Annotated in this window: 14 protein-coding genes; all 14 read right to left on the bottom strand. The window is 50.5% G+C overall.

What is annotated here, in order from left to right; genetic code table 11:
* Positions 1-107: 107 nt before the first annotated feature.
* Positions 108-3,413, bottom strand: a complete 3,306-nt coding sequence (locus tag DQG23_RS03725) for an SGNH/GDSL hydrolase family protein (protein WP_113029423.1) — start codon at positions 3,411-3,413, stop codon at positions 108-110.
* Positions 3,414-3,532: 119 nt separating this feature from the next.
* Complete coding sequence (locus DQG23_RS03720; RefSeq protein WP_113029422.1) at positions 3,533-4,930, bottom strand: arylsulfatase; 1,398 nt, start codon at positions 4,928-4,930, stop codon at positions 3,533-3,535.
* A 33-nt stretch (positions 4,931-4,963) separates the two neighbouring features.
* Positions 4,964-6,775, bottom strand: a complete 1,812-nt coding sequence (locus DQG23_RS03715; protein WP_113029421.1) for an alpha-glucuronidase family glycosyl hydrolase — start codon at positions 6,773-6,775, stop codon at positions 4,964-4,966.
* A 36-nt stretch (positions 6,776-6,811) separates the two neighbouring features.
* On the bottom strand, positions 6,812-9,877 hold the full coding sequence (locus tag DQG23_RS03710) for an immunoglobulin-like domain-containing protein (RefSeq protein WP_158560280.1): 3,066 nt from the start codon (positions 9,875-9,877) through the stop codon (positions 6,812-6,814).
* Positions 9,878-9,961: 84 nt separating this feature from the next.
* Positions 9,962-10,699, bottom strand: coding sequence for a phytanoyl-CoA dioxygenase family protein (locus DQG23_RS03705; RefSeq protein WP_113029419.1), 738 nt, complete (start codon positions 10,697-10,699; stop codon positions 9,962-9,964).
* A gap of 25 nt (positions 10,700-10,724) precedes the next feature.
* Positions 10,725-12,713, bottom strand: coding sequence for a glycoside hydrolase family protein (locus DQG23_RS03700; protein ID WP_113029418.1), 1,989 nt, complete (start codon positions 12,711-12,713; stop codon positions 10,725-10,727).
* On the bottom strand, positions 12,710-14,290 hold the full coding sequence (locus DQG23_RS03695) for an extracellular solute-binding protein (protein WP_113029417.1): 1,581 nt from the start codon (positions 14,288-14,290) through the stop codon (positions 12,710-12,712). Before DQG23_RS03695 ends, DQG23_RS03700 begins: the two co-directional genes overlap by 4 nt.
* Before the next feature lie 19 nt (positions 14,291-14,309).
* Positions 14,310-15,254, bottom strand: a complete 945-nt coding sequence (locus DQG23_RS03690; protein WP_113029416.1) for a carbohydrate ABC transporter permease — start codon at positions 15,252-15,254, stop codon at positions 14,310-14,312.
* Positions 15,248-16,144: an ABC transporter permease gene (locus DQG23_RS03685; protein ID WP_238177724.1), complete on the bottom strand. Its 897-nt coding sequence runs from the start codon at positions 16,142-16,144 to the stop codon at positions 15,248-15,250. The genes DQG23_RS03690 and DQG23_RS03685 overlap by 7 nt, the downstream gene beginning before the upstream one ends.
* Positions 16,145-16,295: 151 nt before the next feature.
* A complete protein-coding gene (locus DQG23_RS03680; RefSeq protein WP_113029415.1) occupies positions 16,296-17,912 on the bottom strand; it encodes a response regulator in 1,617 nt (538 codons plus the stop codon).
* Positions 17,909-20,716 carry a sensor histidine kinase gene (locus DQG23_RS03675; RefSeq protein WP_113029414.1) on the bottom strand — a complete coding sequence of 936 codons (2,808 nt, stop codon included), beginning with the start codon at positions 20,714-20,716 and terminating at the stop codon, positions 17,909-17,911. Before DQG23_RS03675 ends, DQG23_RS03680 begins: the two co-directional genes overlap by 4 nt.
* 148 nt (positions 20,717-20,864) lie before the next feature.
* A complete protein-coding gene (locus tag DQG23_RS03670; protein ID WP_113029413.1) occupies positions 20,865-22,916 on the bottom strand; it encodes a hypothetical protein in 2,052 nt (683 codons plus the stop codon).
* Positions 22,917-23,002: 86 nt separating this feature from the next.
* A complete protein-coding gene (locus tag DQG23_RS03665; RefSeq protein ID WP_238177723.1) occupies positions 23,003-26,107 on the bottom strand; it encodes a glycosyl hydrolase in 3,105 nt (1,034 codons plus the stop codon).
* 315 nt (positions 26,108-26,422) lie between these two features.
* The gene (locus DQG23_RS03660) at positions 26,423-26,845 is read right to left on the bottom strand and encodes a VOC family protein (protein WP_158560279.1); all 423 of its coding nucleotides are present in this window, start codon (positions 26,843-26,845) and stop codon (positions 26,423-26,425) included.
* Between the last annotated feature and the right edge of the window lie 78 nt (positions 26,846-26,923).

Genomic DNA, 26,923 nt, shown 5'->3' with positions numbered 1-26,923 from the left:
ATCGTCAATTCCTTAACGGATACAAGACAAGTACTTTATAAAAAAATGAAAAAGCCGCATTTTCTGCGACTTTTATTAGGAAAAACCGATGGTTTCAATACTTGAAGTTACGGCACCAATAATGTCGATAACGCTTGAGCGTAAGCCCGAACCAGAAAATCGTTCGGATGATTGACGTTATTGCCGGTCATATCCTGAAACCGTTTGCCGTTCAGCAGCGTCTGATGAATGCCTGTCATGTCCATTAGCACCGTTCCAGGTGCAATCAGTTGCTGAAGTACCGCTTTATAATCGGCTTGATTGCCGGCATACCCCGTTTCGGGATTGGCAAGCGTCGTTGCAACCAGGATGAATTCCGCATTTGCGTTTGAAGCGCGCACATCGTTTATGATCGCTTGGATATTGCTTTTGAACGCCGATGACGCTGTATTCGCACTCCCGTCGTTCATTCCGAAGGCGATAATCACGAGGTCGGGTGTTTCTTGGGAAACGAGCGTATGCACATTTTGGGCGCCCCAAGCGGAAGTTTGTCCGCCGACAGACGGATTGCGAAACGTCAAATTCGAGGCGAAATTGCTTTGAAGCTTAACCATCGCGAGCGTTCCCCAGTTTGGAAGACCGGGTGAAGCGCCGACAATACCGCTTGCATTAAGTCCGACGGAAATGCTGTCGCCGTATAGCGTAACTTTAATCGGTTGCCCGCCCATTAATTTGGCCGTAGTAACAGGTAAATTCATTCCTTGGTAGGCCGGTACAGGGCCCGACCATGAATTCGGCTCATGATGATAAGAGACGACGAGCTGACGATCGTGAAAATAATGCCCTTCGCAGCCAAGCACGCTTCCCCCGCCGGTTTTGATGACCGTAAAACAGCCTGCCGGCGCCGACGAAGGATACAAATCGGCTTTGTTCATATAAGGAGCTGCGGAACCGGCAGGCAGCTTAATTTTATTGGAGGCGCTGTCGTAAATCCAATCAACGCCTTGCACATACGTAGTAGTGAGCCGGGCATCCCGAACCGTAATGGAGCCGGCGTCCGACGGATGGAACAATAAAGGCGCTTCCGGCTGTTGGCCATATGAAGAGAGCATCAACACCGATTCATTCGTTATGGTTGTCCCCGTCCAAAACGGCGTCATCAGCTCATCGAAGTTAAAGGAAGGCGTGAGCTCGATCGTCGGGTCCCAAAACGTTTTGTCGAACGAAGGGTCGCCATTCGCATCCACTTTGAAGTAAACGGCATCGCCGGCCGTCACAGCCGTCGTAATATCATGCGATACACCTGATAAGTTTGTAATCGCCTGATCGCCCCATAGCTTCACGCCGTTCTTCCAAATACTCACAACCACTCCGTTGCCGTCAGCCGAATCGTATTTTCTGACAAGTCCGGTTAAACGAATCGTGCCGGAAGAAGGAGCAAGCCATTTCCGCTGCGTTTGTATGCCTATCGCCGGATGCTGCCAGTCTACCCCAATCAGAAGGTTATTCACGGAGCCGCTCCATACGCCTGAACTGCCATTCCAGCTCATATTCGTCTCGCTGCTGCCGTCGTTTTGCACATATCGCCAATTGTACATTCCCTGCCGCAGGCTAAAATCGGCACTCGCCGTGTAAACGTTTTGTTTGATTTCTTCGATTACGGGATTCCAAAAGGTTTTATCGTACGAGGAATCGCCGTTTGACTCCAAGACGAATGCAATGACATCTCCAGCATTGACGCTCGTTTGAAAATCGTGCTGCGTGCCGGATAACGTAGTAACCGTTTGGGACCATAGCTGTATCCCATTCTTCCATATGCTTGCGGTCACACCGTTACCGAATGTCGAATCAACCTTTTTAGGATTACCGGTTATTCGGATGTTGCCTGAAACGTCCGCCTTCCAATTGCGTTCCGTCTTGTATCCGTTCGCCGGATGCATCCAGTCTTCGCCGACATAGAGATTTGTGGCGCTGCCTTCCCATAACCGGAATGAATCGTTCCAGGTTAGCGCATTGAAAGCGGTTCCGTCATACTGCTGATAGAACCAGCCGTTCTTGCCCTGCGTGCCGCTGAAACCGGTAGATGCCGTATGCATGATATTGCCGTTAGAAAGCTTCTCTATATTATCGGAAATCGTATACCCTCCTGCCGGCCAACCATCAGTGTATTGAGGCGACTGCTCGAAAATCATGTTTAACGATTGATTGCGATTCGTTTTGATTATGGTATTTCCGGAAATGGTGCCGCCGTTCGTCAAATTGTATTGCTGCGTAATGAAAGCGGCATGCGGATTGCCGTCGGAACCGATGCCGTTATTACGGAAAACGTTATCGAACAGGCTTGTGTTAGAATTTTCAACGCCGCCGCTCCAAATCGGATTTCTGTAAATCATCACGGCCTCGTCCGCGTTATCGTGGATCAGGCTGTTTTTGACCGTTACATTTTTGTTCAATCCTTCAAAGTCGATTCCTACTCCGTCGACGCCGTTAGGTGCCTGCGTAAATCCTACTTCTACATTGTCGACCGTAAAGTTGTGTACGGCGTTGAATTGCAGGCCGGCCGTCCCCCAAGCCATTCCGTTCAGCCCGGAACGAAGGATGACGCTGTTGGTCATGCTGCCGATCGTAGTCCCCGGATAGTCGTAATTGATTCCCGTCAATTGGACGCCTTCTCGATAGGAATCGGCAGCGTTAAGCGAATCGATCGAAATATTGTCCGCATGCCTGATTTCAAGCGGGCCGTCCGTCCGTTCGATTGTTGTGTTTTTCACGGTTACGTTCTGCAGCCGTTCGCCCGCTTGCCTATAGGTGTAGATCCCAACCGAGTAAGGCATGATTTGCAGCTCGGCAGCACGATTATCCGCGGAAGGATATGGAGTCATCGGCCACTTGGTTATGTCATGAATATAGCAATCTTCAATCCACAGCCCGTCGCGGCTTCCGCTTACCGTATTCAGGTAGACGATGCCGCTTTTGGCGAAGCCGATCTCAAGGCCTGTTATTTTCCAGCCTGCAGCATCCTGAAGCTTGATCGCATAAATAATTCCGTTCGCCGCCACGTTCGCAGGGTCGGGAGCGGGAATGGCCGTTTGCGATACATAAGGCGTAATCTTCGGTTTATCCCCAGTGCCGTATGCGGACAACGTGATCCAGTTTGTGCTGGAACCGTTTCCATTCAAGCTCAGGCCTTCACCTGCCCACGTATCGCCCCTTTTGAGCAAAATCATATCGCCTGCGCTAAACGTCATCGAGGAAATTTTGTTCAGCGATTTCCATGCCGTTCCCGGACTTAAGCCGTCATTGGTATCATTTCCGATGCTGCTGCTGACATAGTACGTTTGAGGTGATGCATGAACGGCGGTCAGGCCGGCGAACGTAAGCACGCAGGTCATAGTCAGACAAAAGAATAAAACAAACGGTAACTTTCGAAACATTTACCATCTATCCTTTCACAGTGAGATGAGGAACCATTCTCATGCAATGCCTCGTGAATAACGACTTGCCGCGCCGTCTGCTCCCGCTGACGTTGATAGCAGCAGTATCTCCGCTTAACCTATTGGTTCCGCCCGATATACGCAGGATAAGGCATTCCGCTAATCAGCTTCTCGCCATCCGTGAAGCCTTCGGGTCGATGTTTAAGCTTTTCGATTAATATCTTTCTCCAGCCTGCTGCTGCATCTTTGTAATACTCGGAGTCGATTACATTCCGGCATTCTCGCGGGTCTTTGCGAAGATCGAAAAACTGCTCCTCCCCGCTCCATACAAACCAAATGTATTTCTCGTTCCCGTCCGTCAAAGTATGATGAGGTTGAAAATTTACGGTTCCCTCTCCATGCTCGATGTGGACGAAAGACCGCCAGGAAACATTCTCTTCACGCATTAACGGAAGCAGGCTTGATCCTTCGACCGTATCCGGAATCTCCACGCCCGCCAATTCCAATATCGTAGGCATGATATCCTCAAGTGAAACAGGCTTGCTGATGACCTTACCTCTCTTTATTCCGTAACGCTTCGGCATCGAAATAAGCAATGGAACCCGGACCGAAGGTTCGTACGGAACGCTTTTGCGAAAAAGGTAATGATCTCCCAACATTTCGCCATGATCGCTTGTAAAAATGACGATCGTGTTATCCGCTTCGACGTTTCTTAACAACCGTGACAATTGATCGTCGATGTGATTGATCAAGCCGAAATAAGCGGCCCTGCATGAAAGCAGCTCTTCACCCGATAGACTTATATCGGCCGAGTCAGGCGGATTTCCCTTACCTCCGGCTGCCGGGGCTTTCGCCCATTCGCCGATCACCGGATCCGGAACACCCGTTCGTATGTATCGTTCCATATAAAATGCCGGCGGAATTAACGGCGGATGCGGCGCAAGAAAGGAGACCGTCAAGAAATAGGGACACGAAGGATCGCGATTTTGGAGAAATCGCTGCGCCTCATTCACGGTCCAGTTCGTATAATGCAACGATTCGTCATGCGGCCATGGTCTGGCTGTCCGGTCGTTGTGCATAACGCCGCTAGCGTAATAGTGTCCGGAAGGCTCGCAGGTGATATGGGATAACCGACTGTTCAACCACTCGCAGTATTCCGGATAGGTAACGGTATGATCGTATCCGTATCTTTTTTTCTGAGGGTACTGGTGCATGTCTCTGCCAACCAAATACGTGTGATAACCAACGTTTTTTAGTACGCTAGGCAGGGCGATCGACGGCTCCCACTCCGCTTCCTGATAATAACCGGCGATGCCATGCGTTTCGGGGTATTGTCCCGATAATAAAGACCTTCTGGCCGGGATGCAGACCGGGCATGTCGAATAGCACTTGTCAAAACGCACGCCTTGTGCAGCGATGCTGTCCATATTTGGCGTTAACAGCACGGGATGTCCTTCTATGCTCAAACAATCGCCGCGCTGCTGGTCGGTCATAATGAGCAAAATATTCGGCCGCATGGTCACTCTCCTTTCTCATCGCCGTTAGCCGCATCAATTGTTGCCTCCGGCAGCCGCATTGTCCGTCTGACGATCCGCCGTCAGGTTGACGACATCGTCAAGTCCCAGGAAAATATTCAGCGCCGTATCGGATGGCGCATAGACCCAAGGCTCCAGCGATACGCCTCCTCGATGCAAATTCAGTTCATTTTGCACCATTTCATAGGCCCTGCGGAATTGCTCCCTGCTTTCGGTATTATCGCCATCCCGCTTCAACCGGTCGACGTTCGCCTGAATCCGGCAGCGGGCATCCAGCAGCTTCCAGCGCCAGCTCTGACGTGCCCATTCTTCCATTTGTCCGCCAATTTCTTCGGCTTGCGTTACCAATCGTTCGGCTGCCCCGCCAGTCTCCGCTCCTATGACGAGGTCCTCCAGCCTGTAAATAAATCGTTCGGCCTGCCGCTCCGTCCCGGCTCCAAAATAGTACCGGCAGTACTCCTGCACGATTCGTTCGATTTCTTCTTCGCCATACCACATGAATTGCGACCAAATCACTTTGTTCATATCTTCATAAATGCCTTCCGAATACGGAAATGCTCCCACGATACGATCGCGTAATTCGGCATATTCCGCTGCGAAACGGCGCGGTGCCGGGTTGCCTCCTTTCCCTCCCCACGGCACGCCGTCGAACATGCTGATTTCCGGAAATAATACGACAGGATGGCGACTCGGTATGACTCTGCCTTCCTGCTTCCATCTCTTCGCTTCGGCCGCTCCCGCCATGATGTAATTGAACCACGACTGCTCCCGTTCGCTATCTTCCTCCAAAAATTTGAAGAATGCAGTGTCCTCTCCGGTCTGATGCCCGTCAAACCACCAAGCGCTTACGTTGACCGTCATGCCGGGCAAGTGCCGTGCCCCTATCGACGCGATCTCCCGGTTCAGCTCCATGAAAGTTACAGGCCAAGGGGTACACTTCGGACAGTTGCAGCCTCCTTGATCGTATGGCCATAGCCATAAAGAGTCGATAGGCGGCATTGGGGCTAAAATGTGATCTTTATTGCTTAAAATCATGTCCCGGCCTGCGGCCTGCGACGGACATATATCCGTGTCATATCCGCCGAACTCGCGATCTCTCGCACGCAGGGGGTGGAAATCCGTTTCGTCGAAGCAGTTTTTGCTCAGCATCGAGCGTCCGGCTCCTACCTGTCCTTTAAATCCTTCGTTGGCGATTGCGATTCGGCCTACCCTCATGCCAACGTCACGTGCGAACGCTTCAAAACGCGCAAGACGCGATAGCATCGGCTGCCCTTCCTCCAGGGAGCTGTAATGAGATATATCGAACCAGACGAGCAATTCGTTGATCCCCCACAAGGCCAGTTCTTCCAAATATTCTCGAACGGCTTCCAACTCCGCTTGGCAATACCAGTTGCCGAAGTGTGTGGCGAAATAGATACCCCGTACGAATTTGTCCGGTCGGGATACGATATCGAGATACGGTACGTGTATCGATCCGGCAGAGAATGTTAGGAGTCGAAGCAGTTTGCCGATTCCGTAAAGAACACCGCGAGGAGTATGTGCGGCAACATAAACCGGCTTATCTGAGCCGCCTTTAATGATAAAGCCTTCCTCTCCTAAGTCGGCAGGCAGGCGCAGCTCCCCTTCCGCGCAAAGCTCTCCGATACGGGCGCAGCTTTCCGGAGTTCCTGCAATAATGCTAATGCTTCCGGCTGCAGCAATCTGTTCGCTCTCTTTATGGACTGAAACGTCAATTCCGGAACGATGCCGCGATCGTACGGCGAACATCTGCGCTGCTTTCCACTCCAGCTTCGCGGCTTCCGAGCCTATCACGATAGAATATGTCATGCTCTCCCAGCTTCTCCTCTTCTTCTCGCGCGATCTCTATAAGTCTAGTAAAGCTTGCGCATCGCGAATCAAGTAACCCGCTGCCTCTGTCTGAATATGCTTGCCGCTCTGCGCCTGCACTTCATTTAGGAACGCTTGCAAATTGCCATGCTCCAACTTTTTAGTCAAACTGTTGGCAATGCCGTGATTTCCAATCCAACCGTTCACCCGAAACGCTGCTACCAATGCTTTCAGCGAGCTCAAGTTTGCCGTCGTCTCGAAGGTTACGCTTGCAGTTCCCGTATTGCCGGCAAAGTCTTGTGCGATTACCGTCAAAGTATGAGAACCGAGCGGCAACGAATAGAGCTTAATATTCGTCCCGTGTTGAATGGGCGTACCATCCAGCGTAACTGTCGTTTTCGTAGGATCGACCCCGGATCCGGCATCGGAGACGTTGAATGCCGGAAGCAAGCTTTCCGCATCACTGTAGCTTCCGTTAACAGGCGCATCAATCGTAATGGAAGGCGCCGTCGTATCGCGAACATATACCGTTCGGGTAACCGTACGGGCAACCAGATGGTTGGAATCCGCCGAATTGTAAAATAGATTGTACGTCCCGATCTTATCCGCACGGACGGAACCGGTAACCTGTACTTGAGCCGTCAAATCGGCGCCGAATTGATCCTGAGCTTGATAACCGGGTTCAATAAATGGATCGTTCATCTCGACAACCAGCGGATTGTTTCCGGCCAAGGTTATGACCGGTCTTTTCGTCAAGCTGTGCGAATAGGTTACCGACGGGTCCCAAAGCGTCACATCGTACGATGTTTCCTCGTTGCAGTTTACAATGAAACGGATCAGGTCCCCTTTATTCACAACCGCTTCCAAATCATGAGAGGCTCCGGTAAAACTGGTTACCAGCTGCGTCCACAACAACTCGCCGTTTTTCAAAATGCTGATGTTGACGCCATCGCCTGATTCCGAATCGCGCTTTTTCGCCGTTCCCTTGATGGCAATCGTTCCGTTCTCGGGCGCTTCCCACGTTCGCACGGAGTCCATGTTATCGGAAGGATGCTGCCAGTTGTCCGCTACATACATGAGCGGTACAGTTCCCTCCCATAACCCGTAGTCCGCATTCCAAACCAGAGCGGAATAATCGGTACCGGAAGCTTGATCATAGCGCCATTGGTTGTTTCCTTGAACGTTTGAATAATCCGAAGATGCCTTATAAACGGGCAACTCCTCTTCCTCCTGACCGCTGTTGGAAGGAAATACGATTTCTTCAATAAACGGGCTCCAGTTCGTTCGCGTTTGTGAAGGACTGCCATTGGATTGAACGACAAAATAAATCCTGTCTCCGCTTGTTACATCAAGCTCAATATCATGTGCGAGTCCCATCACGCCGGTTATCGGATACGGCCCCCATATCGGGATGTCGTTTTTCAATACGCTCACTTTCACGCCATCCTCGAAGGTAGAAGCCGAATTTTTGGCTTTGCCGGTAATTCGAATTCGACCGTCCGAAGGTGAAATCCATTTACGTACGGAGTCGATACCGTTCGAAGCGCTTTGCCAATCTTCGCCAATCGATAATGCGTTCGTGATTCCTTGCCATGCCTCCTGAACGGCGTCCCACTGCATATCCGAGTACCCGCTGCCGTCAAATTGCTGATAGTACCACCCGTTCTCGCCTTGAAGGCCATTGAATTGCGTCGAAGCGTTATGGATAACATTTCCGTTCGGAAGCTTCACAACGTTACCGAAAATATTGTAGCTGCCAGACGGCCACAATTCAGTTGCTTTCGGATTACGTTCGAGTACCATGTTGAGCGGCTGCTCCGGATACGCTTTCACAATCGTATTGCCGGATATCGTCCCCCCGTTGTCCGCATTGTATTGATGAACAAGGAAGGCCGCATGCACGCCGTCATTTTTGATCCCGTTATTTTCAAAAAGATTGTCGATCAAGCTCGTATTCACGTTATCGATGCCGCCTGACCATATCGGATTCCGATAGTACATGACGGCTTCATCTTCGTTATCATGGATGTAGCTGTTCTTGACTGTGACATTTTTGTTCAGCCCTTCAAAATCGATACCGACTCCATCCGGTGAATTTGGCGAAACCGTATATCCGATCTCCACATGATCGGCAACAAAATCATGTACCGCGTTAAATTGCAGTCCTGCGGTTCCCCACGCCATCCCATGCAAACCGGAACGCAAGATGCGGCTGTTCGTCAACGAGCCTTCCGGCTGACCGGGACCGGGATAATCGTAGTTGATACCGGTCAACTGGATTCCTTCCCTGTAAGAATCCAAAGCGGTGATCGAATCGATCGTGACGCGGTCGGCATGCCTGATTTCCAGCGGTCCGTCCGTACGCTCGATCACGGTGTTCTTCACGGTAACGTTCTGCAGTCGTTCGCCCGATTGAAGAAACGTGTAAATCCCTACCGAATACGGCATAACCTGCAGCTCGGCATCCCTGTTTTCCGCGGCTGGATACGGCGACAACGGCCATTTGGTGATATCGTGAATGTAGCAATCTTCGACCCAAAGACCGTCACGCGTTCCCGGCGCATCGTTGATGTAAACAATTCCGCTCCTGGAATTGGCAATCTCGAGACCGGAAATTTTCCATCCGGCAGTACTGCTCAGTTTAATGGCGTATAGTAAGCCATTGTTAGCGGCGCTAGAAGGATCGGGAGCCGGAACAGCTTCCGGCGATAGGTATGGCGATATCATCGGACGATCTCCCGAACCGTAGGCCGATAACTTGATCCAGTCCGAGGACGTTCCGCTGCCATGAAGATACAGCGTTTCTCCCGTCCAAGTATCGCCTCTTTTGAGCAGAACGGAGTCCCCCGGATTGAACGAAACGGAGGATACTTTGGATAACGATTTCCAAGGTGCGGAAGAACTCAGACCGCTATTGACGTCGTTTCCTTCCGAGCTGCTTACATAGTAGATTTGCGGGGAGAGAGTTGCCGGGAACGGTTCTTCCCAGGCATTTTGCGGCTCCGCATAAACATTAGTCCCTAGCATCATTATCAATAGCAAGATAACTACATGCATCCTGTTTTTCCGAACGGCTGTGTTCGAAAACATCCATTTTCTCATACGATACACTCCCTTGGCATCGATTCGGTTCATAAAAGCGGGGAGAAACGAGCTTGGCGCCCTCCCCTCCCCTTTCAAAGAAAATCAATTTCGTTTCTCTATTGCAGGACAGGGCTCACGGAACAACTGATTTCCATCCTTCGACAATTGCGGATTCCCCCAGGCAGAGTAACACATGATGAATGATCTCCGGTGATGATCCGAATCATTGGATGCCGAACAGTGAAGCAGATTACAATCGAAGAAAAGCGCCGAGCCTGGCTTCATCTCGCAGTATACGGTCTCGAACCGTTTCTCCGCAGCGGCGATCCGTGCCGGATCGGTGGCGGTTTGACCGCCGACTTGTAAATGCGTAAGCCTTCCCATTTTATGAGAACCTTTGAGCACCCGAAGGCACCCGTTCAGCTTCGTTGCCGGGTCGATCGCCACAAATACGCTAATCATATGCGGGAAAAGAAAGCCTTGATCATACCAGTACCCGTAATCCTGATGCCATTCCCATGCCCCGCCTGTCCGAGCCTCTTTCATCATCACCTTGCCGTGGAAAAAGCTGACCTCTTCGCCGAGCAGCATCCGTACGTTATTGACGACGCGCGAGCTGGTGGAAGCGGCGGACCAGATATCGTCCGTGAGTTCTTCCCAATACGCCAGCTTGGCTTTCTTCCCCGACTCGTCGTTCACGCTCATCGCCGATGCAGCTGTGCGACCTCCGCCTTCGATGTCCGACACCATAGTCTCGATTTCCTTATCGGAAAACACATTTTCCACAAGAAGGAACCCGTCCCGCCGGTATTGCTCGATATCCTTATAAGTCAATAACATGTAAGCAGTCTCCTATTCTAGCCAGTTATCGATGTACCCGGTACGAGAATACGTCGCAGCTCATCTCGCCTTCCAACAATGTCATCGTCACGGCATGATTGCCATCCGCCAGTCCGTCCCGCCCGATTACGACACGCGAACCCGGTATCCCGCCATCCGGCAGCAGCACGATATCTTCCAGCCATTGTCCGTCCAGCAAAACGCTGATCTTGCCATAGCCTTTAACCGGCATCTTCACGCGGAACGCGTCTCCGCGAAAATTCCATTTCAGCATGGATACGGTTTCCTCTGCGAAGCCGGTGCGCTCCGTCGAGCGATAGCCAAACCCCTTGCTATATGACGAATCCATCTCAAAGTCCCATTTGTCCGGACATTGTGCCGCCCCTGCCAATCCTTCGCCAGGCAGCAGCTCAACCCAATGCTCCCGGCTTTCTCCTTCAATTTCGAAACGCGTGCATCGGACAAGCGCGCCATTGCCGGCGATGAGTCCGATACGTCCGGCAGCTGCACCCTGCATCACAGTCAGCATTTTTCCATTGATATCCAGTTGACAGCTCGATGCCTCCTGCCGGATAACGATCCGGTACGATTGGGGTTCGCGGAAGGGCGGGCGCCCAAATGAGTCGTCCGCTCCCGGCTCGGTTCCCGCTCCCGAAACCGTTGACCCCCAACAGGCGTCACGCTCGTCGTATTTCTCCGTATGTTCCAACACTTCCACCGATCCTTGAGCCGTCACCGCGATCAAGGCAAATTCGTCGCCTATCACGGAAAGTCCCAGGCCATCCGTGAACATGTTTGCGTGCGGCATCCCGTCCGCCCAGCGCGGCATCACCGTCGACCCTACTGGTCCGTTCCACCCCCACACGACGCTGAAAGCTTTCGTACTCGTCAGCTCAGCCGTCAGCCTGAACATCTCATAACCTTGCCGCACAAAGCTGACGGCAGCCGCATTGTTCCCCGAAAGCACGAAATTGTCGTCGTAAGGCTCGGACCACGGACGCGAAGCCAAGTTAATCGTCCCCTCGCCCCTCTCGTTCAAAGCGGGATACATCGCATGCAGCATGCCGTCTTCCATGACCTGGCCTGAATAGGTTTGTCCCCATATTCCGTAACGCTCAGACTGTCTCGCCTCCGAATGCCAGCAGGAGCCTTCCTGATCCAGCTGCCAGGCTTCGGCCGAATGCGCGCTTTCGAGCTCCGCCCGAAAAACGGCTTGATAGGTACGGTTACGTCCCACAGAAGTGGATGGCGCATAGACATATCCGTCATGCACATAAGCGGGATAAAACTCGATCGGCGCCGGAAGGTAGAACGGACTCTGCGGGTACAGCAAAAACGCAGGATTGCCGTAAGGTCCGTCCGGCTGTTCCGAGGTAAGCGCTACCAGCGACCAGGAGCCCCCTGTATTGCGGGGCATGCTCATCATCGCGAGGATCAGCCAGTCGTCTCGTCGCCTGATCAAGGTGCTTGCATACGTTCGTTTATACATGCCTAGTATCGGCTCGGTATCCGTCTCATTCTTGATCGGATGCGGGTGTTTCAGGAACGGTCCTTCCGGATGGTTGGAGTATGCATATGCGATTCCGCCCTGCGACTCTTTAAGCGACCCCCAACCGTATACCATGTGATAGATGCCATTCTCATAGACGACCGAAGCATCCAAAGTAGCCAGTGCCGCGTCCTCCGGGGTGTATCTTTCCGCGAGTCCCCTTCCGTCGAATACCGGTCCGAGGTTTCGCCAACTCTTTCCCTTATCGGTCGAACGTATAAGAGTGATCGTTCCGCAATGCCGGTACCCTTTGGCATACAAACTGACATACACGTACCAGTTGGCCGATACCGGATCCACGAACAGGAATCCGTTGACAGGCCAATCCCAAACGCCGATCCCTTCATGGACCGGATTACCTGCAAATCGCTCAAAAGTATCAAAGGAAGGATCGCCGATTAACGGATGTGCAAACCACATGGAACGAAACCGGCTTTTTGCTACATTCATGTCTACGAAAGTCATTTCATTTTGTCCATCGTTTCTTTAACTTGCTGCTGCGCTTTGGCATACCCCGCTGCGTTCAGCTCGGCGATCATCTTGTTCCAGCCGGCGTCCAGCGCAGTTTCGCCGCTCACGATCATGACCGTATACTTCTCCATAATATCGGTCATTTTCTTGCTGATTTCCCCAAACTCCACAGGGAAGTCCATGACGTTGGCAATATCGGACATGATCAAATTTTTGTTGATAAAGGCATCCTGTTTATCCGCAATTTCCCGGTTTTTGTTAAACGCATTGTTACTTAACGCTTCGATCTTGCTTCCGTTGAACCGGTACAAATTGCCGAAGTATTGGCCGAACTTATAAAGCCCCGACAATTCTCCGCCGATCGGAGCGAACGTATTTTGCGGTTCTTTGCCTCTGTTTTCCAGGTTCGCCACGATGTTTTCGCCATCTTTTTTGTAGTGAACGCCTTCAATACCGAAATAGGTCAGGTTTCTGCCTTCCGGACTATAGAGGTAATCCAGCATTTGGACAGCCCGCTCCTTGTCCTTCGTCTGCGACGAAATGCTCCATCCGCCCCAATGACCGCCGAAGGAAAATACGCCGCCTTTTCCGCCCGGTCCGTCCGGAGGCGTCAACGAATCTACTACGGCTTTGCCGTTTACATCGCCGATTTGCTTAATGACACCGTCCGCTTTCGCGCCGCTGTTCGTAATCATGACGCCCGCTTTGCCGGAATAGAACGCTTCCTCCTTCTGCGCATCATCGTTCAGATAGTATTCCTTCTGAATGTACCCCGCTTTATACTGCTCCTGCATCCAACCCAGAAATTGCTTATAGGCTTCAGTCGCATACCCAGCCTCATAAACGCCGTTCGCATTTTTATTCCATTCCGGTTTTACGCCGAATCCGGCAAAAATGATGTTGAACCAATCCCTGATTTTGGAGCCCGTCATGCCGACGGTATCCTTCTTATTGTTGCCGTCCGGATCCCCTTCCGTAAACGCTTTCAACATCGCCGTAAATTCCTCGATATTGGTAGGCTCCTTCAAGTTCAGCTTTTCGAGCCAATCCTTGCGGTAATAAATGGCGTGATTATTTGCTTGGGTAACGACTGGAACAAAATAATAATGGCCGTTGATTTTTAAATTTTTGTACAGATCGTTGTCCAGCAGTTTTTTCAAATTCGGCGCTTTATCCAAATATTTATCGAGCTCGAGCACGATGCCGTTTTCCGCCCAGTTTTTATATTCAGCCTGAGTTGTCAGGTAGAAGAACAAGTCCGGCGTTTCGCCCGTATTGATTTTGAGCGCCAGCTTCTCCATCCAGCCTTCCCAAGGAGCACCTTGTCTGTTTATCGATACATTGAATTTCTTCTCTATCTCTTTCAGTACGCTGTCATTCTGCTGCCCATCCCATACTTGAAAATCATGGGCGAACATGGTCAGCTTTTGTGGCGCCTTTGCGGTTTCGCTCGGTTCTTTCACCGAACCGCCAGGTTCCTTCACGGAGCCGTTTTCTTCCTTCGCGCAGCCGAGAATCAAGCTTGTCATCATGGTTGCGCTTATAACGGAAATGAATACTTTTTTCTTCATTTTTGATAACCCCCATTTGTTATTGTTTGATCGAACCGAGCAATACGCCTTTCACGAAATGCTTCTGCAGGAAAGGATATACGATGACGATCGGCAGTGTCGCTACGACTATGATGGCCATTTTGATACTGACGATGAGCTTGTTCGCATCCTTTGAAAAAACTCCGCTGCCGATCGTGTCCATGTTGCCCAATATGAGAAACTCGCGCAAAATGTTTTGAATCGGATACAAAGAAGCCTTGTCGATAAATATAACCGCCGTAAACCAGTCGTTCCATTTGCCGACGCCGTAAAACAAAGCAAGCGTTGAAATGATCGGCATGGATAACGGAATGAAAATCTTGAACAACACATACAGATGTCCCGCTCCGTCGATTCTTGCCGCTTCATCCAGGCTTGGAGGAATCTGCTTGAAAAAGTTGAGCATCAAGATGACGCTGAACCCTGCAAACGCTCCCGGAATAATAAAAACGAGTACATTGTTTATTAATCCGAGTTGTTTGATAAGCAAATAATGAGGAATTAGTCCGCCGCTGAAAAGCATGGTAACGACCATAAACACCATAATGACGTTACGGCCCTTCAACTCGTTACGTGAAAGCGGGAATGACATGATCGCCGTCAATAACAAGTGCAGCAGCGTTGAAGTAACGACAATGAACACGGTCAAAAGAAAGCTCTGATGGATTTTCGAATCACCAAGTATCGTTACATATGAAGAGAACGACAGATCGACCGGCAAAAGAATGAATTTATTGTTCAAATAAGATTCATAGCTTGTAACGGAAACGACGAACACATGCCAGAACGGAAGCAAAGTCAGCAAGGCGAAAAACGTCAGAAAGCCGTAGTTCAAAATTTGGAACAGCAGCTCTGCGGGATGTTTGCTTCGTAAGCGGGACAATTTCCTTATGGATCCGGAGGTAGTGGTATTAGTCTCCATCTTCTTGCCGGTTGCTACCATATCCCCGTTCCCCCCAGCATCTTCGCAACTTTATTCGCAATGACGATCAAGATTAAAGCGATAACGGACTTGAATAGTCCAAGCGCCGTTGCGAGACTGTATTTTCCCTCTAACAACCCGATGCGGTACACATAGGTATCGATAATATCGGCTGACGCATAAACAAGCGGATTATAGAGATTGAAAATTTGATCGAAGCCGGCGTTTAATATACCGCTTAGGCTTAAAATGAGCATGATGCTGATTGCTACCGTTATACCCGGCAAAGTAATGTAACGCAAACGGTGATAACGATTGGCACCGTCGATCATAGCCGCTTCATATTGCTCCGGATCGATGCCTGCAAGCGCCGCCAAATAAATGATCGTCCCCCAGCCGGCTTCCTTCAGGATGTCTGAGATCACAAGCATCGGAACGAAGTATGCATTGCTGGTCAGAAAAGGAATGGGCTCGTACCCGAAGCTTCCAACCACCTGATTTACGAATCCGTTATCCGTAGTAAGCAGCACCTTCAAAATTCCTGCGATAATGACCCAGGATATGAAGTGAGGCAAATAAATAACGGTTTGGATCGTTCGCTTAAACAATTTCAAGCGAACTTCGTTGAGCAGCAGCGCTAAAACGATCGGAACCGGGAAACCGAACAAAAGCCTTAGCAAGCTGATTTTCAACGTGTTCCATGTTACCGTCAGGAAATACGGATCCGAGAACAGCTTGTCGAAATGCTTCGTTCCAACCCACGGACTGTTCATGATTCCTTTAAGAATATTAAAATCCTTAAACGCTAGCACGATCCCGTACATCGGCGCATAGTTGAAGAGCAGCATGTACAAAATTCCCGGTAATAGCAATAAATAAAGCGTTTTATGTTTTGCTATGCTTCTCGACAACGACTATCCCCCCCTTTCAATAGTATTAGACTTTTTGTCTATAGAAAGAGTATAAGGAATGGTTGCGCCGAGAAATATGCAGCCGTTTTTTTATTTTGTGTCGTTTTTTTGGTACTTGCGAAATGGGGGTAAATAGGGGCGCCGCCCGCCCTTATTTACCCCTTTGTTTGAAATCCTTTGGCGTGATGCCCACTACTTTTTTGAACATCTTACAAAAATGTCTGTAATCGTTGTAACCGACGAACTGCGCAACCTCATATACTTTCTGTTCGTCTTTCTTCAGAAGATTCTTGGCCGTATCCATCCGGACATGCGTCAGGTAAGTCGTGAATGTAACGCCGGTCTCCTGCTTAAATAACCAACTGAAATACGAGGCATTGACAAACAAATGATTGGCCAGCGCCGTCAATGTCAGATCGTTCCTGTAATGTTCGGCGACATACTTCTTGGCCCGCAAGACCAAATTGCGGCCAGCCGTACGATCGCTTCGTTCGATCTCCGTTTTTATTTCATTCAGTCTTCGTTTGACATAGCCGATGATGTGCGTTAGATCGGTCAATTCACTTATGGACCGCTCGTCGTTCATTTGTAGATCCAAATCATGTCCTTGTTCCGCCATATACCCCAGAACGGAATATAATGTTTGAGACAAGACGGTTCGTACGCTGCCGTAATCCGCCGCCCCCTGCTCGATGATTTCCGCAACCATTTCCGTGCATATCGTACCCAAATCCCCTTCACCCAACGAGATATAGGTCGAAAGCTTCTTCTCAGCCTGTTTCACTTTCTGAAATTCCTGTGGGGTTATCGTGCGTAATAAGGGGATGTCACCATGGCGATGAAGAGACCCTGGACCGCTATAAAATCGGTAGGACAGCGCGCCGGAAGCTTGCTCATAGGAAGCGCTGACGGATACAGCTTCCTTGACCGCTCCGCCGATCCCTGCCGAGAATGACGCGCCTTCCCATGCGCTTGAGCAGTTTTCTAGAATGGATGTTATCCGTGCAGGCAATCTATCGTCGTTTGAACCCGGCGATAACAGTAGAAGCACCAATCTCCCATAATCGTCGAAGCCGCATAAGACCGAATCTTTACAGCCTTCCTGCCTGAAGCTGTCCATCGCTAGCTTTTTCATCTCCGCATATCCGAACTGTTTGAATCGATTGATAAATCCCATATCCCGGCTGCCCAAATTATCGACGTCCAGCACGGCGCAAACATAGGATTCTGCAACAGGGACAGGGGGTTCCGACATCGGCGGCATTTCCATTCCCGGCTCTTCCGCATGCCTTGGCAATACGCTCCGCCCATGAATCCAATGATTCAACTGCTTCTCCTGCAGAAGCGAGCGGCTCTCTTCCGCTTGTTGAATTAGATCTCTCGTAAGTCTTGCATGCTCGAGCACCTCTCTCAATCGCAGGAATACTTCGGCAAGCTTATCCCGCTTCACGGGTTTGAGAATATATTGAAAGACGCCGTTCTCGAGCGACTGCCTGGCATACTCGAACTCGCTGAAGCCGGTAAGGATCACGATCTTTATTTCGGGCTTCAGTCGCTTTACATGCCGGCTCAACTCCAGACCGTCCATTACGGGCATGCGCACATCGGTCAACACGACATCGACATCATGTTTCTCGATATACTCAAGCGCCTTTTTTCCGTTGACCGCCTCACCGCACACTTGAAATCCCCATGCTTCCCACTGGACATTGTTCACCAGACCCTTACGGATAATGTCCTCGTCCTCAACGATAAAAAGCTTGTTCATGCCGTTTCCCCCTCGCTTGCATTTTTACGCACAACGGGCAGCGTGACGCTGACAATCGTACCCTCGTTGACTTTACTATTGATGTGCAAGCCGAACTCTTCCCCGAACAGCAGCTTGATCCGTTCGTTCACATTGAGCAGTCCGATGCTGCGGGAAGGCTCGCGGTACCAGTTTTTGAAACGTTCCATCAGCTCGGTTAACCGTTCGTCCTCGATACCGAGTCCGTCATCGATGATTTGTAAGATCAGCCTATCCTCTTTGATGAAGCTCTTGATTCGAATCGTCCCCGCCCCTTCCATCAGCTCGATCCCGTGGTAGATAGCGTTTTCGATCAGCGGCTGCAGCACCAGTTTCATGGTGAGATAAAGCCTCGCTTCCAATTGGATATCCCAAATGACATTCAGCTTGTCGTTGTAACGGATTTTCTGAATCGTAATGTAAGCCTCTGCATGCATCAGCTCTTCATCCAGTCCAACGATATTTTCCCCCCGGTTAATCCCGATACGAAAAAGATCGGCCAGGGATGTCATCATCGTGACTGCTTTGTCGTTCTCATTTTGGATCACGAGCCAGTTAATCGATTCGAACGTATTGTACAGAAAGTGCGGATTAATTTGCATTTGCAGCGCATTCAATTCCGCCGATCTTTTCTTCGTTTCCAGCTCCTGCTCGCGAAGCTTCGACTTTGTTATTTCCTCGATCAATTGCTGAAGCCGGTCAAGCATGGCATTAAAGCTGCGGCCGAGCAATTCGATTTCATCCCCGCTTCGTTCTTGAAACCGCACATGAAGATCTCCGTCCTTGACCTTCTTCATGGCTTGAATAAGCGCGTGTATCGGGCGCACATACAGCACCGACCGGCGAATGCAAATAATGACGATGACCAGGAGCATAATCGACAATACGAACAAATTATACGTAATGAGATCTTTCTTGGAGCTCATTAACTTGCCGGCAGGGATAATCGCTTGCAGGCTCCAGTCGTTATAACCGAGTTCCTTGACGGCTGTAAGCATGTTATCCGACATCGAAACCGCCGGTATTTCGTTCCTCGTTTTGCCGATAAACTGCTTATCGTTTGACGAAACGATCTGGCCTTTGCGGTTTTCGATGAATACCTCGCTGCCTTCGCTGAATCGGATGTCTTTCAGGATTTGACTAAGCAGCGACTCGTTCAAAACGATTTTCAAATAACCGATCGGCAAGGCAAATCCTTCCGAAAATAAAATATTGCCTTTAATTTCATGGACTAGCGAGAAGACCTGGTTCTGAAACGCATCGGAATACGTATCCTCCCACATGATGCTTCCTTCGATGCTCTTGGGAGGAATAATCGCGTTATCGCTTGGCCGCTCAGAATGAAGCTGTGATGAAGTGTACATAAGCTGGCCGTTGTGCGAATAAATCTCTACGTTGTTTAAACCTGTATGGTAGATCGTTTTGCTCATAATTTCATTCGTGATGCGCGATTGCCTTTTCTCGAATTCTTCCAAACTCTCAGAAGGAGGTGTTACAAATAATTGCTGAACATTCTCGCTTGTAATCAAATATTTCACATTTCGGATATGACGGTTCATCAGCATGTCGATGCGGGAAGCGGCTAGTGCAAGCGGCTGACGAAACGACTGCTCCAGCCTATTTTCCACGATAACCACCGTTTTATGATACAAAAGTATGCTTAGAACTAGCATAGGTATGATGACAATACAGATATAGTACAGGAACAGCTTATAGCCGAATTTTAAGGAATGGATGAATTGAAACGGTGATCCGGCTCTTTGATCGTAAGGGATCGTTCGGAGGAGCGGGTCATCCGTTCCTTTCAGGTGAACGGCATTTTTCAAATGCCGGATTCGCCGGGTCAAGCCTCTGGACGCAGTCATGGCCGCGATCATGCATACGATTATGATGACAACGATGCTAAGCGTAACGAACGTGCGGATTTCGCCAAGCGGCTTCACGATTTCCCGCTCCGAGATGACGTTGATTAGAAACCAATCCATAACGCTGGATTTCAAGTAAACATAACGGCGGCTCCCTGCTCGCTCGCTTCCCTCCGGTTTGTCGATGCTTGAAGCCTTCCTGGAAAAAAGGGCGCTTTCGTCGATTTGGGGCATCCCCCTCCAGACAAGACGGTCCATTCCGTCCAGCGCATATACATTACCGTAATTCGAGTTCTGCATGATCGAGGCGGTCGACAAGAAGCTTATTACGATCACTTCGTTGCCGGGGTAGGAAGAAATTTTTTTGATTAGAAAAATGACGTTCGCTTTATCTATCCATTCGTATTTAAAACTAGGCGCCGAAGCGGTCAGCTGCAATTCTTCCGCCCTGACCAGCGCATACTGATCGTTCTTCAAGGTGCGAATTTTCTCTTGATACACGGGCAGCTCGATGAAGTTCTCGTACGTATAGTTATCCATCCTGGAGCCTGACGAGAAATTTTGGTTCCGGGACAAAATCGAAAATCCCAAAATCGCGTCATTGTTGGACATCGCGGTTTTCAACAGCTTGTCCATTTCCAAAAGGTCCAAATAACGTTGAAACGATTGTTTGGGGTTGCTGTCAAACACTTGCATCAATGCCTCGTTGTTTTGCAAAATTTCAGTGGACTGATTGACGTCCTCGACAATGGTGAGCAAGCTGCGGTCGATTTGCTTCAGTTCATTGACCAAATCTTTCTCCGTCTCATGAATCATCGTACGTGACGCAATGCTGTAGGCTATCGTCCCGATCAGCACCGAAAGGCTCACTACCATCAGCAGCGAGGAAAACAACAGCTTTTTAAATATCGAATTCCCCACCTAAACTTCACCGCCCGTCTCTCAAGAAATCGTTTACAAAGAAGTATAACACCAGTTCCGATGAGCGGAAAGCGAATGATAAAACCCACGCGTCAGGTTATGTTCCCCTGAAGGTGGGTTCAACAAATGAGGGAAATGCAATCGTCCGTTAGCGGTAAATGCGGAACGTTTCGTACGATAACGGTTTAGGTACGCTCGCGTCTGTCAAAGTAATGCGCTGCCCGCCGCTCTCGTGTACGGTTATCGTACAAGCGGCAGCCGTCCACTCCCCGCTTCGTTCCAGTCTTTCGATTGACCGTATGCTCCGCTCGCCCGGCAGCCATAAAGTAACCGTGTCATAACTTTCCATGGCAAAATGACATAATCCCAACATGGCTTCGACCCCATCTTCGTCGCTCGCTTCCCACCAGATCGGGTACATCTCCAGCACATTTTCGACCATCGCAGGACAATCGCCATGTGTTAGAAATGCGATTGCCTGCTGCATCAGCCATTGCCGGCCTCTTTCTTTCATCGGTAATCCCGTATGCGTCATGACCGCCACACGGTACGGATTTTCCGCAACCGCTACGCCGCATGATAGCGCCACGCCTTCCGTATCGTACAGGCAGGACCACATTTCCGCCCCTTCCAGAGCTTGAACGGTATACTCGGTTTGGTAAGTGACATGCCAACGCGCCGCCAGATTTTTCCCGCGCAGCCACTCGGGAGCCCCATCAGTCAAAATGCGCTCCGTCTGTACCTTTGACTTGAAAGGCTCCTTTGTGACTTGAATCGGACAATCGAGAAGCAGTCCCAATTCTTGCAGACGAACATATGTTTCAGGGGAAAGGATGGCTCCCCGTTCAAGCATTTTCCTGAGCTCCCCTTCGCTGAACAGCTCGGGAACATGGCCGGTCAAAATAACCGGCGAGGCGTCGGTAGGAGCCTGCGGGATGCCGAGTCTCGCCAGATTGAGATTCCACTGCGGGATGAACGACTCGGATCCGAGCTCACCGATCTCCGCCAGGTTAGGAGGAAACGATAGCGAGGCGCCGCGTCGGCGTTTGCCTGATGCGGTTAGCGCGACTTGACGCAGGTAAGGCTTAACCGCCGGCAGCATCTTTGCAACATTGCCGGATATGTCGTGCATACCGAGAAAACTGTCATGGATACTAAGCGTCAGCAGTCCGTTCGTGGAAATGGTGTTCAAGTACATTTCGAGCGCGAGCGCCTGAGCCGATTTCAACCCGGGCACAAACGGATAGTTTTCAATTTCGCAGCATAGACGAACAGGTTCCGTCAGCATGGAAGGAATCGGGTCGGCAACCTGAATCACCTTATCCAGCAAGTCAAGCGGACGCTCATCGCGGTAAAATCCGCCGCCTGTTCGCAGCCACGGAGTGCGACCTTCCACGTAGAGCGCATGGAGCTCCTCGTTCAGCTTCCTGCCGCTGAAATAGTTGTAGTAAACCGGCGGAATCATCATCCCGAGTGCAATATCCGGATTGGCGGCTGTAACGGCGTCCCGTAAAAGCTTCGCCAATCGGACAAGGGACTCGCCTTGCACTTCGAACCATTGGCGGCGTAATTCACGCTGCGGTTCACGATGATCGAGCAGCAGCCTAATCAGCTCCCCGCGTTCATAGCTTCGGCCGACTTTGTGCGCAAACTGTTTCAGATGCAGAGGGCAGAAGCATTGCAGCGTTTCCGCGCCCTCTCGTCCGTAAAGCCGGAAGTCGTCGTCAATCCATAGCGACTCGATGTCCAATCCCTCGGCGTAAAGGCTGAATGATTGAACCATATATTGCTGGAATACCGGATCGAGCGGACAGGCACAGCCTTGCACAGCATGGCCGAAACCGTCCACAACGGGTTGAAAATGTTCCATCCCTGCAGCCGGCTTCGCCGCACCGTGACCAAGCGTTACGAAATAATTAAGCATCGGTATCATCCCGCGGCGGCGAACCTCGGCAAAGCGCTCCGCAAGCAACGCCACCCGCTGCGGCAGTTCTTCAAGGGGCGGATGCGGGGGCATTTCGCCGTGCGCGTTGAACGCCATAATCGCATCGGCACCTGTCTTTTCAGCGAAATCGAGCGCTTCCTTCCAAAGCGTTTCATTTTCCAGAAGCGTCCAGCCGGGACGATAAATATATTGGACAAGTTCTTTTTGAAGCCTGTCATTTTGCTCTTTGATAGGCCGGTCATTTCTTGCGGTCATGCTAATCCGTCCTCCTATGTGCCTGATACAGGCGTAATGGAATGTATAACCATTCATCCGGTTCCCGGTTTAAGAGAATACGATGCTTATCCGTTACGGACATATAAGCCGACAGGACGCATCAAACCATACGGTTTTACAAAATACCCCGGATCGTCACGGCTTCCTTCCCGCTGAAAGAACGTCCAGTCCACCCATGGATTGTGCGTGCCGATCTGATGGAAGGGGCCAAGCAGATTTCGGAGACTGCCGGCCAGCTCGATCTCGATCCCGTTCATTCCCGGCTGCAAATATTCGGTAACGTCGAGGCCGTCTGCCGAACGCCACGGTATATGTCCTGCGCATTGGCCATTGATTCTTACTTCTGCAGTAACGGCTTCCCAATGCCCTAGCTCCAGCACGATCCGGCAGCCTTTTGTCAGCTCAACCCAATCAGCGCTGTATACAAAGTCGTACCGATATATCATATTGCCGGGATAGTGCAAGTACCCTTGCAGCGTCCAATCGCCGACCGACAATTGCTCCGGTTCACGGAGGATACGCCTGTCCCGGTTGACTGCAAAATCACCGATTACATACACGTTCTCCATCTCGTCCCGATTCCGGTAAGGTCCGAGCAGCGATAATTCGTTCCTTCCTTTCTTCAACTGCGGAAGCGGAATTCGAGGCCATTTCCGGTCTATGAACCAACCTTCCGGACGGATTGCCACTAGATCGCCATTCAAACGGATATGTGAAGGTCGCCAGCCGTCAAGCACAATCCATACGTCTCCATCCGTCAGTTCATCGACCTCAAACGAGAATACCCATTCGACGGGAATTCCGTCATGCGGATGTGCAATGTCAGCCCAGCGGTACCTTTGGGTTTGACCGTTATAATGGCTGTCCCGCATTCCAAAACGTTCGCGGATGTTCTTCTGAGCTTGCCAAACCTGCAGCTGCCCGCTCGGCGCTTCCTCTCCGACCCGATAGGAGCAGAAATCCAACAGGATCGCATTTGGCATCGTCCGTGCAAATCCGCTTAAGGTCGGTAACGTAACGAGCGCCATTTGCTGCTCATGCGGCAGCCGATGGGCAAATCTCGCTTCAGTCAACATCGGAGCAGCCTCCCGGCGGACGATGTAAAGCCGTGAAGCGGCCGGCCCGAACGAGGCCAAGAAACGGGTGCTGCCGTCCTTTCGATTCACCCCGATCCGCATATGACTGCCGGTTAACGGATCCCATTCCTCCACGTCGCCGTCAATCTGCAGGACGATTTCGGCTTCGCAGCCGCGGGTTCGATCATGATTGACTACGAACAAGGCATGGCAATCTTTATGCTCCTTAAGCAGATACAATAACTCAGGTATTTCAAAACCATGCGGTCCGCGCAGCGATACACGACGCTGCCGGATCGTTTCCAAAGCCGTGACGCAATCGCGAGTCGTCCCTACGGCATGAAAATTTTCATGCTCCAATAACAAGCGCAGCTTATCCGATCGAACGCCGTTTACCCGCAATGGAAGGGGCTCTACCGCGATCACCGTACCTCCGGCGTACACGAAATCGATCAATAATGACAGCGTAGAATCAAGCAAATTGGACAGCATCGGCAGCACGATTGTCCGGTAGCCCGCATGCTTGACAAACAGCTGATTTTCCCGGATGAATGCGTCATCCGCCATAATGAGCTCGTCGCCGAAGTCAAAATCTAGATGCTGGCTTAATAGCGCTTTCATGAAGGCGATGAAATCCGCCTCATATTCGTTCGCCTTTTGCAAACTGGGATCCATCCATTCCATAAAGCGGTATGGATCCGATCCGATCGTCGTCCATAAACTCGTTGTCGGGTGAATAACCAAAATGTCGCGAACGGCAGCTCCTCCGCTTAACACGGAAGAAAGGCGTGCAAAATAATCCTCCGTGACCTGATTGTATTTCCACCACGGCGACGAGTCATTGAAGTTCGGGGGAAAATCGCGTTTTCTGCAGCCCGTCAAACTATATAGGGACAAGTGCTGACAGCGCAGCGTAACGCCCATAACAAACTGCCAGTCCCCAATCCGTTTCTGCCCTTCGAACGTAAAATCCCAGCCGCAGCAGCCGTACATTTCCGATAGTACATGCTCCCTGCGGTACTGATTGGCCACGCTGGTGCACTGCTTAACCGTAAGCCACTCTTCCGTCTTCTCGTCCAGCAAATCGATCCCGGGAATATGCTGGTATCGATAATGCGGCATTACGGCGCCATTCATTCGAATAGCAATTCCTAAATTATGCTCAGCCAAATAATGGCCTGTGAACGCGAGACCGTTATTCCCGCACCATTCCCCGATTTGACGCGAGTAGGCTTCGCTGAACCTTTCGGCAATCGTTCGCCAATAATCATGCCTGATCTTTGCCGCAGGTTCATCGTAAAAAAACAAGTAAGGCAGCGAGTCCGCGATATCGTAGCCTCTCTTCTCGCGAAACAGCTCGGCGAATCCGTCCGTCCACGGCAGCCAAGTCCTGCCTTCGGGGTATACCGAATGAAAGTCCGCAATGCTTGGCTCATCCGTAAAAATACCCGGAATAACGCCTCCGAAATGTTCTCCGAATCGGTTTCTGTACGGTTCATAGGTCGAATCGATAAAAGCGGCCACCGCAGCCGGATTCAAATTATCGACGGGCGCTTCTCCGTTAAACCACTCGCATCCGCCCGACACCAAGCACCTGAAAATAAGGAATGTTCCCTCCGCTTCCATCGATAACTTGGAACGGATCCGAGCGGCTTGTTTAAGCTTGTCACCTTCTATGACGGCGGAGAAGACCGCAAGAACATCGTCGTCCTGCGGTGGAGCTCCTTGAATGATTTCCAGCGTGACAGCCTTCGCGCGAAAAGGATCGCCTCCCTGCCGGCAAACCAGGCCGCCTGCACCGCCCGACGGAAATCGGTCTTCATCGTATAACCATGCATGCATCCCCATATTTTTAGCCGCTTCAACAACCGCTGCAGCGCAGGACATCCATTCCTCGCCCATATACTCGGTTTCAAGTCCTTCCCGGGAGTGCATGAAAAATCCGCCCATACCATGGCTTTTCATTTCTTGCGCCTGTCTGACCAACTCGCCGGCTTCAAGCTTATCGTTCCAAGCCCAGAATGGGATCGACCGGAAGTCATTCGTAGGATTCTGAAACCCGGTACGCATCTTATTCCATTTTCTGTATGTCACTTTCTTTGCTCCTCACCCATCTTTGGTTTAGGTTTATAGGTCGAGTATAAGGAAAGCTCGCACTTAGAAATATGCAGCCGTTTTTTTATTTTGTGTCTTTATTTTGGATAGTTGCGATCCTATTAAAATCTGAAATGGTTTTAACGCAAAAAAGTCGCTAACTAAGCGACTTTTTGCGGAGCCTCAATTGGATAACTTCCAGCCCCCCGGTTTGCTGCTGCAAATGCCAAAGCCGGGCGTACAAGCCTCGCTGTGCCAGCAAATCCGAATGGATTCCTTGCTCGATCAGACAACCTTTGTCTAACACGACGATGTTTATAAGTCCTTCAATAAATCTTTACTTGGGTCACAATGAAACCCTGTCCATGCCAGTAACCGGTTCCGATACGGATCGCTAAAAATAAACGACCGGCCTAATGCCGCTCCCTCCTCTCCAACGATCTCTCCCGCCTCAACACCGGAACTCGTAAGAAAGCGATGGAATTCTTCGATATCGTTGACGAGCAAGCGCAGTAAATAATGCGGATTTTCTTTGTAGCTCGGACCTGCAAAAAACACGCCGTCGTCAGGTATAAACAATAAGATTTTTTGATTTTTGCCAAGTCGCATGTCGGCATAACCATACAAGGGTTGGATTAATTCACACCCTAGATAGTGTTGATACCAGCTGATTGCTTCTTGAAGATGATCGACAGGAATACCAAGCGTCAATTCGTCTATAAACTTTGTTTGCTCCAACCTATACACCCTTTCTTATTTTCAATCGACTTACAGTTATTTTGATGCCGCATGATCCGCAAACCTGACTTGCTGAAG

It is taken from the genome of Paenibacillus contaminans (genome assembly GCF_003285015.1).
GTDB lineage: Bacteria > Bacillota > Bacilli > Paenibacillales > NBRC-103111 > Paenibacillus_V > Paenibacillus_V contaminans.
Note: the sequence above shows the minus strand (reverse complement) of the source record. Positions and strands in the feature narration are given on the sequence as shown.

What these genes read in the sequence shown, in the direction of transcription:
- DQG23_RS03725 (WP_113029423.1), bottom strand. Translation starts at nt 3,413, where the DNA reads ATGTTTCGAAAGTTACCGTTTGTTTTATTCTTTTGTCTGACTATGACC.
- DQG23_RS03720 (WP_113029422.1), bottom strand. Translation starts at nt 4,930, where the DNA reads ATGCGGCCGAATATTTTGCTCATTATGACCGACCAGCAGCGCGGCGAT.
- DQG23_RS03710 (WP_158560280.1), bottom strand. Translation starts at nt 9,877, where the DNA reads ATGAGAAAATGGATGTTTTCGAACACAGCCGTTCGGAAAAACAGGATG.
- DQG23_RS03670 (WP_113029413.1), bottom strand. Translation starts at nt 22,916, where the DNA reads ATGACCGCAAGAAATGACCGGCCTATCAAAGAGCAAAATGACAGGCTT.
- DQG23_RS03700 (WP_113029418.1), bottom strand. Translation starts at nt 12,713, where the DNA reads ATGACTTTCGTAGACATGAATGTAGCAAAAAGCCGGTTTCGTTCCATG.
- DQG23_RS03690 (WP_113029416.1), bottom strand. Translation starts at nt 15,254, where the DNA reads ATGGTAGCAACCGGCAAGAAGATGGAGACTAATACCACTACCTCCGGA.
- DQG23_RS03715 (WP_113029421.1), bottom strand. Translation starts at nt 6,775, where the DNA reads ATGACATATTCTATCGTGATAGGCTCGGAAGCCGCGAAGCTGGAGTGG.
- DQG23_RS03680 (WP_113029415.1), bottom strand. Translation starts at nt 17,912, where the DNA reads ATGAACAAGCTTTTTATCGTTGAGGACGAGGACATTATCCGTAAGGGT.
- DQG23_RS03705 (WP_113029419.1), bottom strand. Translation starts at nt 10,699, where the DNA reads ATGTTATTGACTTATAAGGATATCGAGCAATACCGGCGGGACGGGTTC.
- DQG23_RS03695 (WP_113029417.1), bottom strand. Translation starts at nt 14,290, where the DNA reads ATGAAGAAAAAAGTATTCATTTCCGTTATAAGCGCAACCATGATGACA.